This window comes from Actinomadura sp. SCN-SB, assembly GCF_043906805.1.
GTDB lineage: Bacteria > Actinomycetota > Actinomycetes > Streptosporangiales > Streptosporangiaceae > Spirillospora.
In genome coordinates this window covers 20,542-34,085 of record NZ_JBIMPP010000022.1, presented here as the reverse complement: position 1 = coordinate 34,085, position 13,544 = coordinate 20,542, and the positions used below count along the sequence as shown (strand labels likewise).

General features: G+C 71.7%; 11 protein-coding genes and 1 pseudogene. 7 read left to right on the top strand and 5 right to left on the bottom strand.

Annotation, left to right across the window (positions count from 1 at the left end; translation table 11 throughout):
* Window positions 1-24: 24 nt before the first annotated feature.
* Window positions 25-1,074 carry a hypothetical protein gene (locus ACGWYJ_RS16585; protein ID WP_395106879.1) on the bottom strand — a complete coding sequence of 350 codons (1,050 nt, stop codon included), beginning with the start codon at window positions 1,072-1,074 and terminating at the stop codon, window positions 25-27.
* Window positions 1,075-1,223: 149 nt separating this feature from the next.
* Here ACGWYJ_RS16585 and ACGWYJ_RS16580 point away from each other — a divergent pair, with 149 nt between their 5' ends.
* Both ACGWYJ_RS16580 and uvrB read left to right on the top strand, forming a co-directional pair.
* Complete coding sequence (locus ACGWYJ_RS16580) at window positions 1,224-2,375, top strand: sensor histidine kinase (protein WP_395106878.1); 1,152 nt, start codon at window positions 1,224-1,226, stop codon at window positions 2,373-2,375.
* Window positions 2,376-2,478: 103 nt separating this feature from the next.
* Complete coding sequence (gene uvrB / locus ACGWYJ_RS16575) at window positions 2,479-4,608, top strand: excinuclease ABC subunit UvrB (RefSeq protein ID WP_395106877.1); 2,130 nt, start codon at window positions 2,479-2,481, stop codon at window positions 4,606-4,608.
* A gap of 158 nt (window positions 4,609-4,766) precedes the next feature.
* Here the strand turns inward: uvrB and ACGWYJ_RS16570 are convergent, their stop codons facing one another.
* Window positions 4,767-5,423, bottom strand: a complete 657-nt coding sequence (locus tag ACGWYJ_RS16570) for an RDD family protein (protein WP_395106876.1) — start codon at window positions 5,421-5,423, stop codon at window positions 4,767-4,769.
* A 137-nt stretch (window positions 5,424-5,560) separates the two neighbouring features.
* Here ACGWYJ_RS16570 and ACGWYJ_RS16565 point away from each other — a divergent pair, with 137 nt between their 5' ends.
* A complete protein-coding gene (locus tag ACGWYJ_RS16565; protein ID WP_395106875.1) occupies window positions 5,561-6,391 on the top strand; it encodes a TIGR03620 family F420-dependent LLM class oxidoreductase in 831 nt (276 codons plus the stop codon).
* Between the two features lie 128 nt (window positions 6,392-6,519).
* On the opposite strand, the pseudogene ACGWYJ_RS16560 reads toward ACGWYJ_RS16565, so the two are convergent.
* Window positions 6,520-6,825 (bottom strand): annotated as a pseudogene (locus ACGWYJ_RS16560) (Uma2 family endonuclease); the annotation flags it as partial.
* 123 nt (window positions 6,826-6,948) lie between these two features.
* The gene (locus tag ACGWYJ_RS16555; RefSeq protein WP_395106874.1) at window positions 6,949-7,329 is read right to left on the bottom strand and encodes a VOC family protein; all 381 of its coding nucleotides are present in this window, start codon (window positions 7,327-7,329) and stop codon (window positions 6,949-6,951) included.
* Window positions 7,330-7,494: 165 nt separating this feature from the next.
* On the opposite strand from ACGWYJ_RS16555, the gene ACGWYJ_RS16550 reads away from it, so the two are divergent.
* Genes ACGWYJ_RS16550 through ACGWYJ_RS16535 form a run of 4 tightly spaced genes read left to right on the top strand, consistent with a single transcriptional unit; the run spans window position 7,495 to window position 12,409 of the window.
* Window positions 7,495-8,247 carry an ABC transporter ATP-binding protein gene (locus tag ACGWYJ_RS16550; RefSeq protein ID WP_395106873.1) on the top strand — a complete coding sequence of 251 codons (753 nt, stop codon included), beginning with the start codon at window positions 7,495-7,497 and terminating at the stop codon, window positions 8,245-8,247.
* On the top strand, window positions 8,247-10,766 hold the full coding sequence (locus ACGWYJ_RS16545; RefSeq protein ID WP_395106872.1) for an ABC transporter permease: 2,520 nt from the start codon (window positions 8,247-8,249) through the stop codon (window positions 10,764-10,766). The genes ACGWYJ_RS16550 and ACGWYJ_RS16545 overlap by 1 nt, the downstream gene beginning before the upstream one ends.
* Window positions 10,767-10,799: 33 nt before the next feature.
* Window positions 10,800-11,327, top strand: coding sequence for a GNAT family N-acetyltransferase (locus ACGWYJ_RS16540; RefSeq protein ID WP_395106871.1), 528 nt, complete (start codon window positions 10,800-10,802; stop codon window positions 11,325-11,327).
* Between the two features lie 56 nt (window positions 11,328-11,383).
* On the top strand, window positions 11,384-12,409 hold the full coding sequence (locus ACGWYJ_RS16535; protein WP_395106870.1) for an SGNH/GDSL hydrolase family protein: 1,026 nt from the start codon (window positions 11,384-11,386) through the stop codon (window positions 12,407-12,409).
* On the opposite strand, the gene ACGWYJ_RS16530 is transcribed toward ACGWYJ_RS16535, so the two are convergent.
* A complete protein-coding gene (locus ACGWYJ_RS16530; RefSeq protein WP_395106869.1) occupies window positions 12,369-13,544 on the bottom strand; it encodes a nitronate monooxygenase in 1,176 nt (391 codons plus the stop codon). The two genes, ACGWYJ_RS16535 and ACGWYJ_RS16530, sit on opposite strands and share 41 nt — an antisense overlap.

Below are 13,544 nucleotides of genomic sequence, written 5' to 3'. Positions count from 1 at the left end.
TTCGGTGGTCAAACTGGTGGTGGCCTACTCGTAGGGGTCCTTGGCGCGGAGCGCCTTGCGGATGATCTCGACGATGTCGCGGTCGGTGTAGCCGGGCGCCAGATCGATCCCGAGCACCTCGAAGAGCTTGCGCACCTCCTCGACGGTCGGCTCGTCGTCCAGCGGCGCCGTGCGGGCCCGCTCCACCGGCACCCGCCGGGCCTGGTCGAGGCTGGTCTGCAACTCCGCGCTGATCCAGCCGTAGTAGAACTTGCCGCTGTCGATCACCAGCGCCTCGCCGCGCGGGTCGTCCCGCGTCACCACCACGCGCGACGCCGCCAGGTCATAGCGCAGCGTCGTCATCGTCTGCGACAGGCCGATGTCGATGTCGAGCATGCCGAACCGCTGCTTGTGCCAGCAGGCCGCCAGGATCGTCGCGTACGCCTCCTTGCGGGTGCGCTCCAGCGTCCACGTCTCCCCGGTGGCGTCGGGGCGATCGGCCACCGAACGCCGGTGCTGCGCGTAGTCGCCGCACACCGCCTCATTGGTCGGATCGATGATCTCAAGGCGGAACCACAGGGTGCGGCGGTCGCGGCGGGCGGCGGACACGCACTCGGGCAGCGTCTTGGCCCGGATGTAGGTGCCGGTGCCGCCCTTGAAGAACCACCGGTCGGTGTCGCGCCGGGCCTCCTCCAGCACCTGACCCACCTGCGCCCCGCTGATGACCCGGACGACCGCGGTCTCCTCCAGCGCGCGCCTGGTGTCGGTCACCACGCCCTCGAACACGTCCAAGCGGTCGAACTTCGCGCTGAGGTCGTCCAGGCTCGTCGAGGAGGACTGGAGCGCCTGGCGCACCTCCACCTCGACAGGGCCCCGGCGGGCGCGGTCCCGCAGCAGGTAGGTGGCGAGCAGGCCGACCACGGCCAGCACCGCGCCGTCGGTGATCTCACTCTCGTTCGGCAGGTCGAAGCCCACGCTGAGCACGCCGACGGCTATGGCCAGGACCAGCGCGATGACGGCATCGATGTTCTTCCCTATCCAGGTGGCGAAGCGGGTCATCGTTTGCTGCATCCCCGTCCATGTCGGCGTGGTCATGGTAACCACCCCGCGCGGCATGCGGCCACCGCCATATCCCTTGCGTGGAAGGGGTTTCCGCGAACTCCGCCGCCTTTTCTCGGTAAGGCTCCCTTTGAACTGCCATGACCGGTGCAGGATGTTCACAACCTGCGCTATAAGCTCGTTCCATGACCATCCGGGGCTGGTGGTCGGCGCTGTGGCCGACGCGTCGCTCCCGTGCGCTGGACGTCTCACTGGCCCTCGGAACGGCCGTGCTGGATGCTGTCTGGCTGTTCTACGCGGAGCAGCATTTCTGGCTGCCCCCATGGGAGGTCTCACTCGCCAGCGTCGTTCTGGGCCTGGCCCTGGTGGTGCGGCGCCGCCACCCGGTCGGATTGACCGTGTTCGGCCTGATCTTCGCCCCGCCCACGGGCGGCGGGGGCATCTCGGCCCTCATCCAGCTCTACTCCCTGGGCGCCTACGCGGCCTCCAGGCGGACCGTCATCGCCCTCGCGGTCGCCGGATACCTGCTGTACCTGATCTTCCCCGGGCCCACGGCGACGACGGAGTCGTTCGCCGTCCGGGCCATCACCGGGTTCGCCTTCATCGCCCCGCCCGTCCTGCTGGGCCTGTACATGGGCACCCGCAAGCAGCTCCTCCGCTCCCTCCAGGAGCGCACCGAGCGGCTGGAGCGCGAGCAGCATCTGCTGGCCGAGCGGGCCCGGGGGGAGGAGCGCACCCGGATCGCCCGCGAGATGCACGACGTGGTGGCCAACCGCGTGAGCGTCATGGTCGTCCACGCGGGGGCCCTCAAGGCGATCGCCGCCCGCGACCCCGTGCGCGCCGCCGAGACCGCCGCCGTCATCGGCGACATGGGACGGCAGGCCCTGGAGGAGCTGCGCCATGTCATCGGGGTCCTGCGGCAGGGTGAGGAACCCCTCACCCAGGGCACCCCCTCCTTCTCCGAGATACGCGAGCTGATCGGGCGGTCGAGCGCCGCCGGGCTCCCCGTGGAGATCACCGTCTCGGGTGAGGAACGTCCCATGCCGCCGGCCGTGGGACGCACGCTCTACCGCCTCGTCCAGGAGGCCCTGACCAACGTCCACAAGCACGCCGGGGACGCCGACACGGAGATCGAGGTCGCGATGACCGCCGAGGCGGTCGAGGTCGAGGTCCGCAACGCCCCGCCCCGCGCCGCCCCCAGGCACGGGCTGCCCAGCGGCGGGAACGGCCTGGTGGGGCTCCGGGAGCGGGTCACCGCGCTGGGCGGCGGCTTCGAGGCGGGCCCCTGCGAGGGCGGGTTCAAGGTCAGGGCCCGCCTTCCGCTTCCGGCCTCCTGACCTGCGGAAATAATCCGTGGCGCCAGATTGTCCTTCCCCCTGCATACAGTGGGACGGGCAGCGAAGTCCGGCCGATGGGCCGGTGTGGCACGAGGGGGGCAGGATGCGGCCGATCACCGATCTGCGGCGCCGTGTGGCGCCGTTCGAGGTCGTCACGGAGATGACGCCGTCCGGCGACCAGCCCCAGGCCATCGCCGGGCTGGCCGAGCGGATCGAGCGCGGCGACAAGGACGTGGTGCTGCTCGGCGCCACCGGCACCGGCAAGACCGCCACCATCGCCTGGCTGGTGGAGAAGCTCCAGCGGCCGGTCCTGGTCATGCAGCCCAACAAGACCCTGGCCGCCCAGTTCGCCAACGAGCTGCGCGAGATGCTGCCCAACAACGCCGTCGAGTACTTCGTCTCGTACTACGACTACTACCAGCCCGAGGCGTACATCCCGCAGACCGACACCTACATCGAGAAGGACTCCTCGATCAACGACGAGGTCGACCGGCTGCGGCACTCGGCCACCAACTCGCTGCTGACCCGCCGCGACACGGTGGTGGTCGCCTCGGTGTCGTGCATCTACGGCCTGGGCACCCCGCAGGAGTACGTCGACCGGATGGTGCGGCTGCGGGTCGGCGACGAGATCGAGCGCGACGACCTGCTCAGGCGGCTGGTCGGCATGCAGTACACCCGCAACGACCTGGCGTTCAGCCGCGGCACCTTCCGCGTCCGCGGCGACACCGTCGAGATCATCCCGCAGTACGAGGAGCTCGCGGTCCGGATCGAGATGTTCGGCGACGAGATCGAGAAGCTGGCCACCCTGCATCCGCTGACCGGCGAGGTGATCAGCGAGGACGAGGAGCTGTACGTCTTCCCGGCGTCCCACTACGTCGCGGGCCCGGAGCGGATGGAGCGGGCGATCCGCGACATCGAGGCCGAGCTGGCCGAGCGCCTGGCCGAGCTGGAGGGCCAGGGCAAGCTGCTGGAGGCGCAGCGGCTGCGCATGCGCACCACCTACGACATCGAGATGATGCGGCAGGTCGGCACCTGCTCCGGCATCGAGAACTACTCCCGGCACATCGACGGGCGCCCGGCGGGCTCGGCGCCCAACACCCTGCTGGACTTCTTCCCCGAGGACTTCCTGCTGGTCATCGACGAGTCGCACCAGACCGTCCCGCAGATCGGCGCGATGTACGAGGGCGACGCCTCCCGCAAGCGGATGCTGGTCGAGCACGGCTTCCGGCTGCCCTCGGCCATCGACAACCGGCCGCTGAAGTGGGAGGAGTTCCTGGAGCGCATCGGCCAGACCGTGTACCTGTCGGCCACCCCCGGCTCCTACGAGCTGAACCGGGTCGGCGGCGACGTGGTCGAGCAGGTCATCCGCCCCACCGGCCTGGTCGACCCGGAGATCGTGGTCAAGCCCACCAAGGGCCAGATCGACGACCTGATCCACGAGATCCGGCTGCGCACCGAGAAGGACGAGCGGGTCCTGGTCACCACCCTCACCAAGAAGATGGCCGAGGACCTCACCGACTACCTGCTGGAGATGGGCGTCAACGTCCGCTACCTGCACAGCGAGGTCGACACCCTGCGCCGCATCGAGCTGCTGCGCGAGCTGCGCTCGGGCGAGTTCGACGTGCTGGTCGGCATCAACCTGCTCCGCGAGGGCCTCGACCTGCCCGAGGTGTCGCTGGTCGCGATCCTGGACGCGGACAAGGAGGGCTTCCTCCGGTCGGAGACCTCACTGATCCAGACCATCGGCCGCGCCGCCCGTAACGTCTCCGGCCAGGTCCACATGTACGCCGACACGGTCACCCCGTCGATGGAGCGCGCGATCGACGAGACCAACCGGCGCCGGGCCAAGCAGATCGCCTACAACACCGAGCACGGCATCGAGCCGACCGCGCTGCGCAAGCGCATCGCCGACATCCTCGACTCGCTGGTCCGCGAGGACGCCGACACCGAGACCCTGATCGGCGGCGCCGGCCGCCAGCAGAGCCGCGGCAAGGCCCCCGTCCCGGGCCTGGCCTCCCGCACCCGCGGCCGCGGCTCCGAGGCGGGCCGCCACGCCGCGGACCTGGTCGGCGAGCGTCCCCGCGAGGAGCTGGAGGGGCTGATCGAGCAGATGACCGCGCAGATGCACCAGGCCGCCACCGACCTCCAGTTCGAGCTGGCCGCCCGCCTCCGCGACGAGATCAAGGAACTCAAGCGGGAGCTGCGCGAGATGAAGGAGGCCGGCGTCAACTGACGGCGGCCCTGCCCGCCCGGCTCCTGGCCAGGAGCGCGTCCAGGAAGGGCCGGCCGTCCGATTCCAGTAGGCGCCGTCCTCCGCCCGCACCACCCCGCCGTCGCGCAGGTGCCCCTCGGTGACCAGGCGGCCGGGGCCCCTGCGCGCCACGGCCCGAATCAGCCCTGCTCGGGCGGTTCGGGCCGCTCCTGCGGCTTGGGCTGCGCGTACGGGTTGGGCATGCCCGGCTCGACCTTGACCACGAGGGTGCGCGCGGCCTTGTCGTGCAGCATCTGCTTGCGCCGGTCGAAGAAGAGCCAGAGCACGTCCAGCAGGGTGCCGATGCCGCAGGGGATGGCGAGCAGGATCTGCACGCCGTACCGCCAGGCGGACGTCCCGTAGCCGATCGCGCCGCCGTCCTGTTCCCGGACGACCCGGATGGACAGCGCCATCTTGCCGAGGGTCTGCCCCCATCGGGCGGTCATGAGCCAGTAGTAGAAGAAGCCGAGCACCGTGGAGAGCACGGTGTTGACAACGTCGCCCGTGGTGTACAGGGGAGCGTCCGGGGACGGGTTCAGCATGGCGTCCAGATCCATGAACGGCAGCGACAGCGTCGTGCTGACGACGCCGACCAGGAGGGTGTCGAGGACGAACGCGCCCAACCGCGCCCAGCGGCTCGCCAGCCCGCCGTAAGACCCGGCGCCGTAGCCGGGCACAGCCCCGTAGGGCTGCCCGGTTTCGAGTTGGGAGTAGGGGGACGGCCCTTGCGGCACCTGCCCGTAGGCGCCGTCGTAAGGGGGCGGCTGCTCGCCGGGAGCCGGCTGCGGTTGCGTCATGCGGGTCATGGTAGAGACTCCCCGCCCCGCCGCCCTGGCCGATCTTGGACGGGCAGAGGCCACCGGTTAACCTCAAGCAAACTCGAGGAACTAGCGTCGCCGACGTCCAAGGACGCGAACCCGGAAGGCGCAGGCGGATGCCACGACTCGATGTCGGCCCCATCGGCGTGACCCTGGACGTACGCTCCGACGGCGGTCACCTCGACGACGCCGCCATGCTGGAGAGCCTCGGCTACTCGACGCTCTGGATCCTCGGCGGCCAGTTGGCGACCCTGGATCCCCTGCGGGACGTCATCAGGGTGACCACAACCGTCCCCGTCGGCAGCGCGATCATCCCCGCACGGGTGTACGCGCCCGAGGACGTGGTCGCGCTGCGCCGCGACCTCGAGACCACCGATCCGGGACGGCTGGTCACGGGGCTGGGCGGGGCGCACGGCGATCATCCGCTGCGCACGATGAACGCCTTCCTCGACAGCCTGGACGCCGCCGACCCGCCCGTCCCGGCCGCCGCCCGCGTGCTGTCGGCGCTGGGCCCGCGGATGCTGGAGCTGTCCCGCGACCGGGCGGCCGGTGCCGTGCCGCTGCTGGTCACCCCGGAGTTCACCGCGGACGCCCGGCGGATCCTGGGGGACGAGGCGACCCTGGCCGTCATGGAGTACGTCGTCCTGGAAAGCGATCCGCGCCTCGCAAGGGACACGGTGCGCGCGCCCATCGGCTTCCTGACCAGGGTCGGCGGCTACCCGAAGAACCTGCGCCGCATGGGCTTCACCGAAGAGGACATCGCCGGCCTCAGCGACCGCCTGATCGACGGCCTGGTCGCGTGGGGCGACATCGACACCGTCGCCGCCCGTCTGAAGCGCCACCTCGACGCGGGCGCCGACCAGGTCGTCCTGGTCGTACGCCCCACGGACCCGAACGACGTCCCCCGCAAGGAGTGGCACGCCTTGGCCGAAGCCCTCATCGGCTGAACCCGCCCTGCCAGGCTTCGGGCAGATCCCGCCTGCCTTTGCGCCAGTCGGCGTTGGACGTGTCGTGCCCGTTCACGCTTCGGAGCGTAGGCGCCGACGCATGGCGGCGTCGTGGGGAGAAAGGTCAGGCTGGTCGCCTGGACTCTGACGCGGTCGATCGCCAGGACGTCCGGGACGGGTGCGAAGTCGTCACGCAGCTCGATGCCCTTCTCGACGACTATCGCCGTGTCCGGTGGCGCGTGGCGGCGAAGAAGATCACGGAGGAGGATCTTCGCCTCGTCGTGCCACTGCGTGGCCGGCGCCCTCATCACGATTTCTCCATCGACCAGTTCGTAGGGAAGGTCGAGCACGATGCCGGGCAGATCGGCCACGGTGTACCCGCCCGGCTTGGGCGCCGGATAGTCGATCTGCCAGTAATGTGGCTCCGCTGTCATCTCGTCCTCGTTCAGGTCATCATCCGAGGTCCCCGGCGCGATGAGACCGTGTCGTCGGGAGCGGTCGAGTGGAGTCGGCGTCCGCCAGTCTGTCGAAACCGGGTTTCGTGGATGAGCGGTCCGTCAGTACGGGAGTTGCTGGAGGGTCCAGCCGTTGCCGTCGGGGTCGGTGAAGGCGGCGTAGGACACGGCGGGTTTGCCGGGGGCGCCCATGGTCTCGACTTCGCCGATCTCGACGCCGCGGTCGAGAAGCCAGGCGCGGGACGCGTGGATGTCGGAGACGACCAGGTGCAGTCCTTGCACGGAGCCGGGGAGGGTGTCGACGACTCCGGTGCCGATGCAGATCGAGCACGCCGAGCCGGGTGGGGTGAGCTGGACGACGCGGAACTTGTCGCCGAAGCGCTGGTCGAGGTCGACGGTGAAGCCGAGCTTGGCGGAGTAGAACTCCTTGGCGCGGTCCACGTCCGAGACCGGGATCGGGACGAGTTCCAGTTTCATGTCCATGGCGGTGTCCTTGTCCGAGTGGGGGTGCGCTCCAACGTAGGGCCGGACGCGATCACGTAGGCGGCCGTGGCCATGAGAGGACGCCGGGACACCTGACGAAAGTCATGGAGACGCCCGCCGATCCTGCATGGTGCGCGGGGCGGGCGGATCCCTAGGTTCGGCGGCATGAACGATGCCGATCACTGGGCCGCCTCCGCCAGGGAGCTGACCAAGGTCTACGGTCAGGGCGAGACGCGGGTGACCGCGCTCGACAAGGTCTCCGTCGGGTTCCGGCGGGGCGAGTTCACCGCGATCATGGGGCCGTCCGGGTCGGGGAAGTCGACCCTGATGCACTGCATGGCGGGCCTCGACTCGCTCACGTCCGGGTCGGCGCGGATCGGCGGCACCGAGCTGGGCTCGCTGGGCGACCGGCGGCTCACCCGGCTGCGCCGCGACCGGATCGGGTTCGTCTTCCAGTCCTTCAACCTGCTGCCGACGCTGACCGCGGGCGAGAACATCACGTTGCCCCTCGACATCGCGCGCCGCAGGCCCGACCCGGAGTGGCTGGCGAAGGTGGTGGCGACGGTGGGCCTGGCCGACCGGCTCGGGCACCGGCCCGGGCAGCTGTCCGGCGGGCAGCAGCAGCGGGTGGCGGTGGCGCGGGCCCTGGTGACGCGGCCCGAGATCGTGTTCGCGGACGAGCCGACCGGCAACCTGGACTCGCGGTCCGGCGCGGAGGTGCTGGGGTTCCTGCGTGATTCGGTACGGGGGCTGGGAAGCACCGTGGTGATGGTCACGCACGATCCGGTGGCCGCCGCGTACGCGGACCGCGTGGTGTTCCTCGCCGACGGACGTGTCGTGGGGGAGCTGAGCGGGCCCACCGCCGAGGCGGTGCTCGACTTCGTCAAGCGGCTGGACGCGGGGAGCGGTCAGAACTGATGGTCCGTACCGCGTTGCGCGACGTTATCGCGCACAAGGCCCGGCTGCTGATGACCGCGCTCGCCGTTCTGCTCGGCGTGGCGTTCGTGTCCGGCACGCTGGTGTTCACCGACAGCGTCTCCACCGCCTACACGCGCGGCTCCGAGAGGAGCTTCGACCGCGTGGACGTCCGGATCCGTCCCATCGGGACGGGGGACTCGGGCGGCACCGGCAGCCTGCTCGACAGGCGCCTGCTGGACCGGGCGGGCGCGCTGCCGGGCGTCGCGTCCGCCACCGGCACGGTGTCCGGTTTCACCGCGCTGGCGGGACGGGACGGCCGGATGCTCGGCGACGGCTGGGCCACCATGGGCGCCAACTACTCCGGGCAACCGCTGGTGGAGGGACGGGCGCCGCGCGCCGCCGGCGAGATCGCCATCGACGCCGAGACCGCCGCGCGCAGCGGGTACGGGGTGGGCGACACCGTCCGGCTGTCGGTGAGCGGACCCGTGCTGGACGGGCGGGTCACCGGTGTCTTCTCCACGACCGATGGGAACGTCGCGGCGGGCGGCACGCTCACCGTCTTCGACACCGCCACGGCCCAGCGCCTGTTCGCGGAGCCGGGCCGCTACAACCACATCGACCTGGAGGCGGCGCCCGGCACGTCCCAGGACGCGCTGCGGCGGCAGGTGGAGCGGCTGCTGCCGTACGGGAGCGAGGCCGTCACCCGGGGCGAGCTGGTCCGGCAGCAGACGGCCCGGAACGCCGCGAGCTTCTCCTCGCTCTCCCAGATCCTCCTGGCCTGCGCGGGCGTGGCGCTGTTCGTCGGCGGCTTCCTGATCGTCAACACCTTCACGATGCTGATCGCCCGGCGCGGCAGGGAGCTGGCGCTGCTGCGCGCGGTCGGCGCGACCCGGGGGCAGGTGACCAGGTCGGTGCTGGCCGAGGCCGCCATGGTCGGCCTCGTCGCGTCCGCGGTGGGCCTGGCCATCGGCGCCGGTGTGGGCGCGGCCGTCCGCGCGCTGCTGTCGGCCTCGGGCGGCCTGCTGCCCGACGGCCCGCTGGTCATCAGCTCCGCCACCGTGCTGGTCTCGCTGGGGCTCGGTCTCGGCGTCACGCTGGCCGCCGCGTGGCTGCCCGCCCGGCACGTCTCGGCGATCCCGCCGGTGGCGGCGCTGAGCGGCGCGTACACGCCACCGGCCGGGCGGCGCCTGGTGGTGCGCGACTCCATCGGCGCCGTCCTCGCCGCGACCGGTGGCGGCATGGTGGTCGCCTCCACCTTCGCGGACGGGGGCGGCACCGCGGCCCTGGACGAGCAGGAGGCGTTGCTGGGCCTGGGGGCGGTGCTGCTGCTCACCGGCGTGTTCGTGCTGACCCCGCTGATCTCCCGGCCGGTGATCGCCGCCGCCGGGCCCGCGCTGCGCCGCTTCGGCGTGGTCGGACGGCTGGCCGGGCGGAACGCCGTGCGCGATCCGCGCCGCACGGCCGCCACCGCCTCGGCGCTGACCATCGGCCTCACTCTGATCACGGCCCTGAGCGTGCTCGGCACCAGCGCCGACAGGACCATCCGGGAACTGGCCGGAGCCGACTACATCCGCGCCGACTACGTCGTCACCATGGCGAACTCCGGTTCCCTCGCGCCCGACGCGGAGCGGCGGCTGAACGCGCTGGAGGAGGTCGTCGCGTCGTCCCCGAGGCGGGAGACGCCGGCCCGTGTGGACGGTGAGGACCAGGCGGTGACGGGCTTCGACACGGCGACGATCCGGCAGCTGGTCGGGTTCGAGTTCGTCGAGGGGACGTACGCCCCCGGCGACACGGCCGTGGTCGACGACGTGACCGCCGCCGAGCGCGGCTGGCGCGTCGGCGACACCCTCACGGTCGTCTGGCCGGACGGCAGGCGCGGCACGCTGACGGTCAGCGGCCTCTACCGGAGCGCCTTCGACAGGGGTGTGAAGGTCGACACCTCCGTGATGGACCCGCATCTGGACCGCATCGCCGACAACCAGATCTTCCTCAAGACCAGGGGCGGGACGAGCGACGCCAACAGGCGCGCCGTGGAGAGGGCGCTGGGCGGCAGTCCGGCCGTCCGCGTCTCCGACAAGGACGACCTGGTGAAGCAGTTCACGGGCGCGGTCGGGATCGTCCTGAGCGTCCTGTACGGGATGCTCGCGCTCGCCGTCCTCGTCGCGGTCCTCGGCGTGGTGAACACGATGGCGATGTCCGTCCACGAACGCGCGCGGGAGATCGGGCTCCTCCGCGCGGTCGGGCTGGACCGCCAGGGCGTCCGCCTGATGATCCGCCTGGAGGCGACGGTCATCGCGCTGTTCGGCGGGGCGCTGGGCGTCGCGCTCGGCGTCCTGCTCGGCTGGGCGGCCGGTGAGCTGGTCTCCACGACGGTCCTGGACACCTGGAGCTTCGTGGTCCCCTGGGGACGCCTGGCGCTCGTGCTGGTGTCGGCGGCGCTGGTCGGCGTGGCGGCCGCGGTGTGGCCGGCGCGCCGCGCCACCAGGCTCGGCACGCTGGAGGCGATCGGCGCCGGATGAGGCGGTGTCCGGGAGGGGACGTACGATCGCGGGATGAGCATGGAGCCGCGGCCCGCGCGGGAGACGGATCTGGCCGTCCTGCCGGAGATCGAGAGGTCGGGCGACGCGATGTTCGCGGACCTGGGGATCGTGTTCCCTCCCGGGCCCATGGTGATCGAGACGATGATCGGGAAGGGCGCGGACATCCTGGTGGCCGGGGACCCGCCGGTGGGGTTCGCCGCCGTCCGCGAGCTGGACGGCGCGGCGCATCTGGAGCAGATCTCCGTGCGCTCCGACCTGGTGGGGAACGGCATCGGCGGCCGGCTGCTCAAGGTGGTGCTCGCGCGCGCCGCCGAGGAGGGCGCTCCCGGGGTGTCGCTGCTGACCTTCCGGGACGTCCCCTGGAACGGGCCCTGGTACGCCAGGCACGGCTTCGCCGTCCTGCCCGAGGAGCGATGGACGCCGGGGCTGCGCGCCCACTGGTACGCCGAGGTCGGCGCGCGGCTGCACGAGCTGGGGCCGCGCGTCGTCATGTGGGCGCCGCTCCCGGGCCCCGGCGGCACTGAGCAATCTACAATGTAAAGGCGGGAACCCGGGCGGGCCCAGGGACGTCGTCTCATGGCGAGGGGAGGGGGCGCATGCGCATCGGGCTCGGTGGACGGGGTCGCTCGGTCGCCGTCCTCGTCGGGCTGCTCGCCGTGGCGATCGTTCCGCTGGTCGCGTTTCCCGCCGTCCGCTGCGAGGTCTTCGGCAGCGGCTGCCCCAGGCCGGTCGCCGCGAAGGCCGACGACACGGTGCGGGCGCCGCAGCGCCGCCCGCTCACCCCGGTCGAGGCCGCGACCGGCGGCACGTACGTGGCGCTCGGCGACTCCTACTCCTCCGGCGTGGGCGCCGAGGCGACGGCGGCCGACCACAACCCGCTGTCGGGGTGCCGGCGGACGTCCAAGGCGTACTACCACCAGGTCGCCAGGTCGTTCAGGTTCAAGTCGACCGCGTTCTGGGCCTGTGCGGGCGCCACCACGCGCACCGTCCTGACGGGCAAGTCGGGGGAGCCGTCCCAGCTGGACCGGATCGACGGCGGCACCAGCCTGATCACGATCAGCGTGGGCGGCAACGACATCGGATTCTCGAGGGTGATGGCGGGCTGCGTGGTGAAGCTGCCGTGGAGCCGCAGCTGCACCGAGCAGGGCAAGGACGTGGCGTACCGGATCGCCGACCTGCGCCGCTCGCTGCCCGACCTGTACGCGCGGATCATCGCGAAGGCGCCCCGGGCGCGGATCGTGGTGATGGGGTATCCGCGTCCGTTCTCCGAGGTGGACGGCGCGGCGGGCGACAACATCTCGGTGGGGGACCAGCAGTGGCTGAACGCGCGGGCGCGTGATCTGAACGAGGTGATCCGGCAGACCGTGGCGGAGGCCGACCAGCGCGTGGCGGAGACCAACGGCGCGGGCAGCGTGGAGTTCGTGGACGCCTACAGCGCCTTCGCGGGCCACGAGGTGGGCAGCGCGGACCCGTACATGAACGGCCTGGCCGTCAGCCTCGCGTCGCTGGCGGCCGAGCCGCGCAGCTTCCATCCGACGGCGCGCGGGCACGAGGCGCTGGCGCGCCTGTTCATCGCGCAGATCAACCGGGGCCCGGGACGGCCGCTCCATCAGTTCCGCTGAGCCGGTTGAGCCGGTCGAGGGCGTCGGTGAACTCCTCGATCATCTCGTAGACGACCTGGCGGGCGGGTTTGACGGCGTTCAGGTAGCCGACGCACTGGCCGACGAAGTAGTTGGCGAGCGCCCGCGCGCCCGGATGACCGGATTCGGCGATCTTGTCGATCTGGTTGAGCGCGCCCTGCGCGATGATCATCTGGAGGGGCATGCCGAGCGCGCCGGGGCTGTCCGGGCCGTCCCATTCGTCGGTCCAGGCGGAGCGGAGCTGGCGGGCGGGCTTGCCGGTGCGGGACCGGGATCTGACGGTGTCGCGGGACGTGGCGGCGAGCAGCTTCTCCTTGACGGCGGGCGCGGTCTCGGCCTCTTCGGTGGTGAGCCAGACCGAGCCGCACCAGACGCCGGAGGCGCCCAGCGCCATCGCGGCGGCCATCTGGCGTCCGGTGGCGATGCCGCCGGCGGCCAGGACGGGGATCGGGGCGACGGTGTCGACGACCTCGGGGACCAGCACCATGGTGGAGATCTCGCCGGTGTGCCCGCCGGCCTCGCCGCCCTGCGCGACGATGATGTCGGCTCCGGCGGCGACCTGGCGGCGGGCGTGCTCGGCGGTGCCGACGAGGGCGGCGACGGGGACGCCCGCGCCGCGGGCCGCGTCCACCATCTGGGGCGGGGGCGGGCCGAGCGCGCTGGCGATGAGGCGGATGGGGTGCGCGAGCGAGACGTCGATGAGTTCGGTGGCGCCCTCCTTGGTGACCTGGGTTCCGCCCGAGCGGGCGTTGCCGGTGCTCGACGGGGTCCGCGCGGGCATGGGGACGTCGTACTTCTCGAAGAGGTGGCGCAGGAACTTCCAGTGCTCTTCGGGGATGGCGGCGAGCATGGTGTCGAGGCCGCCCTCGCCGCGTCCGGCCCGCTCGGCGGATTCGTCGATCTTGCCGGGGACCAGCACGTCCACGCCGTACGGGCGGCCGCCGACGTGCTCGTCCAGCCAGGTCAGCTCCTTGTCGAGCTGGTCGGGGGTGTAGGCGACGGCGCCGAGCACGCCCATGCCCCCGGCGTTGGTGACGGCGGCGACCACGTCGCGGCAGTGGCTGAAGGCCAGCAGCGGGAACTCGATGCCCAGTGTCTCGCGGATGTCGGTGCGCAC

Coding starts and splice junctions, on each gene's coding strand:
- ACGWYJ_RS16585 (WP_395106879.1), bottom strand. CDS start 1,074: ATGACCACGCCGACATGGACGGGGATGCAGCAAACGATGACCCGCTTC.
- ACGWYJ_RS16580 (WP_395106878.1), top strand. CDS start 1,224: ATGACCATCCGGGGCTGGTGGTCGGCGCTGTGGCCGACGCGTCGCTCC.
- uvrB (WP_395106877.1), top strand. CDS start 2,479: ATGCGGCCGATCACCGATCTGCGGCGCCGTGTGGCGCCGTTCGAGGTC.
- ACGWYJ_RS16570 (WP_395106876.1), bottom strand. CDS start 5,423: ATGACGCAACCGCAGCCGGCTCCCGGCGAGCAGCCGCCCCCTTACGAC.
- ACGWYJ_RS16565 (WP_395106875.1), top strand. CDS start 5,561: ATGCCACGACTCGATGTCGGCCCCATCGGCGTGACCCTGGACGTACGC.
- ACGWYJ_RS16555 (WP_395106874.1), bottom strand. CDS start 7,329: ATGGACATGAAACTGGAACTCGTCCCGATCCCGGTCTCGGACGTGGAC.
- ACGWYJ_RS16550 (WP_395106873.1), top strand. CDS start 7,495: ATGAACGATGCCGATCACTGGGCCGCCTCCGCCAGGGAGCTGACCAAG.
- ACGWYJ_RS16545 (WP_395106872.1), top strand. CDS start 8,247: ATGGTCCGTACCGCGTTGCGCGACGTTATCGCGCACAAGGCCCGGCTG.
- ACGWYJ_RS16540 (WP_395106871.1), top strand. CDS start 10,800: ATGAGCATGGAGCCGCGGCCCGCGCGGGAGACGGATCTGGCCGTCCTG.
- ACGWYJ_RS16535 (WP_395106870.1), top strand. CDS start 11,384: ATGCGCATCGGGCTCGGTGGACGGGGTCGCTCGGTCGCCGTCCTCGTC.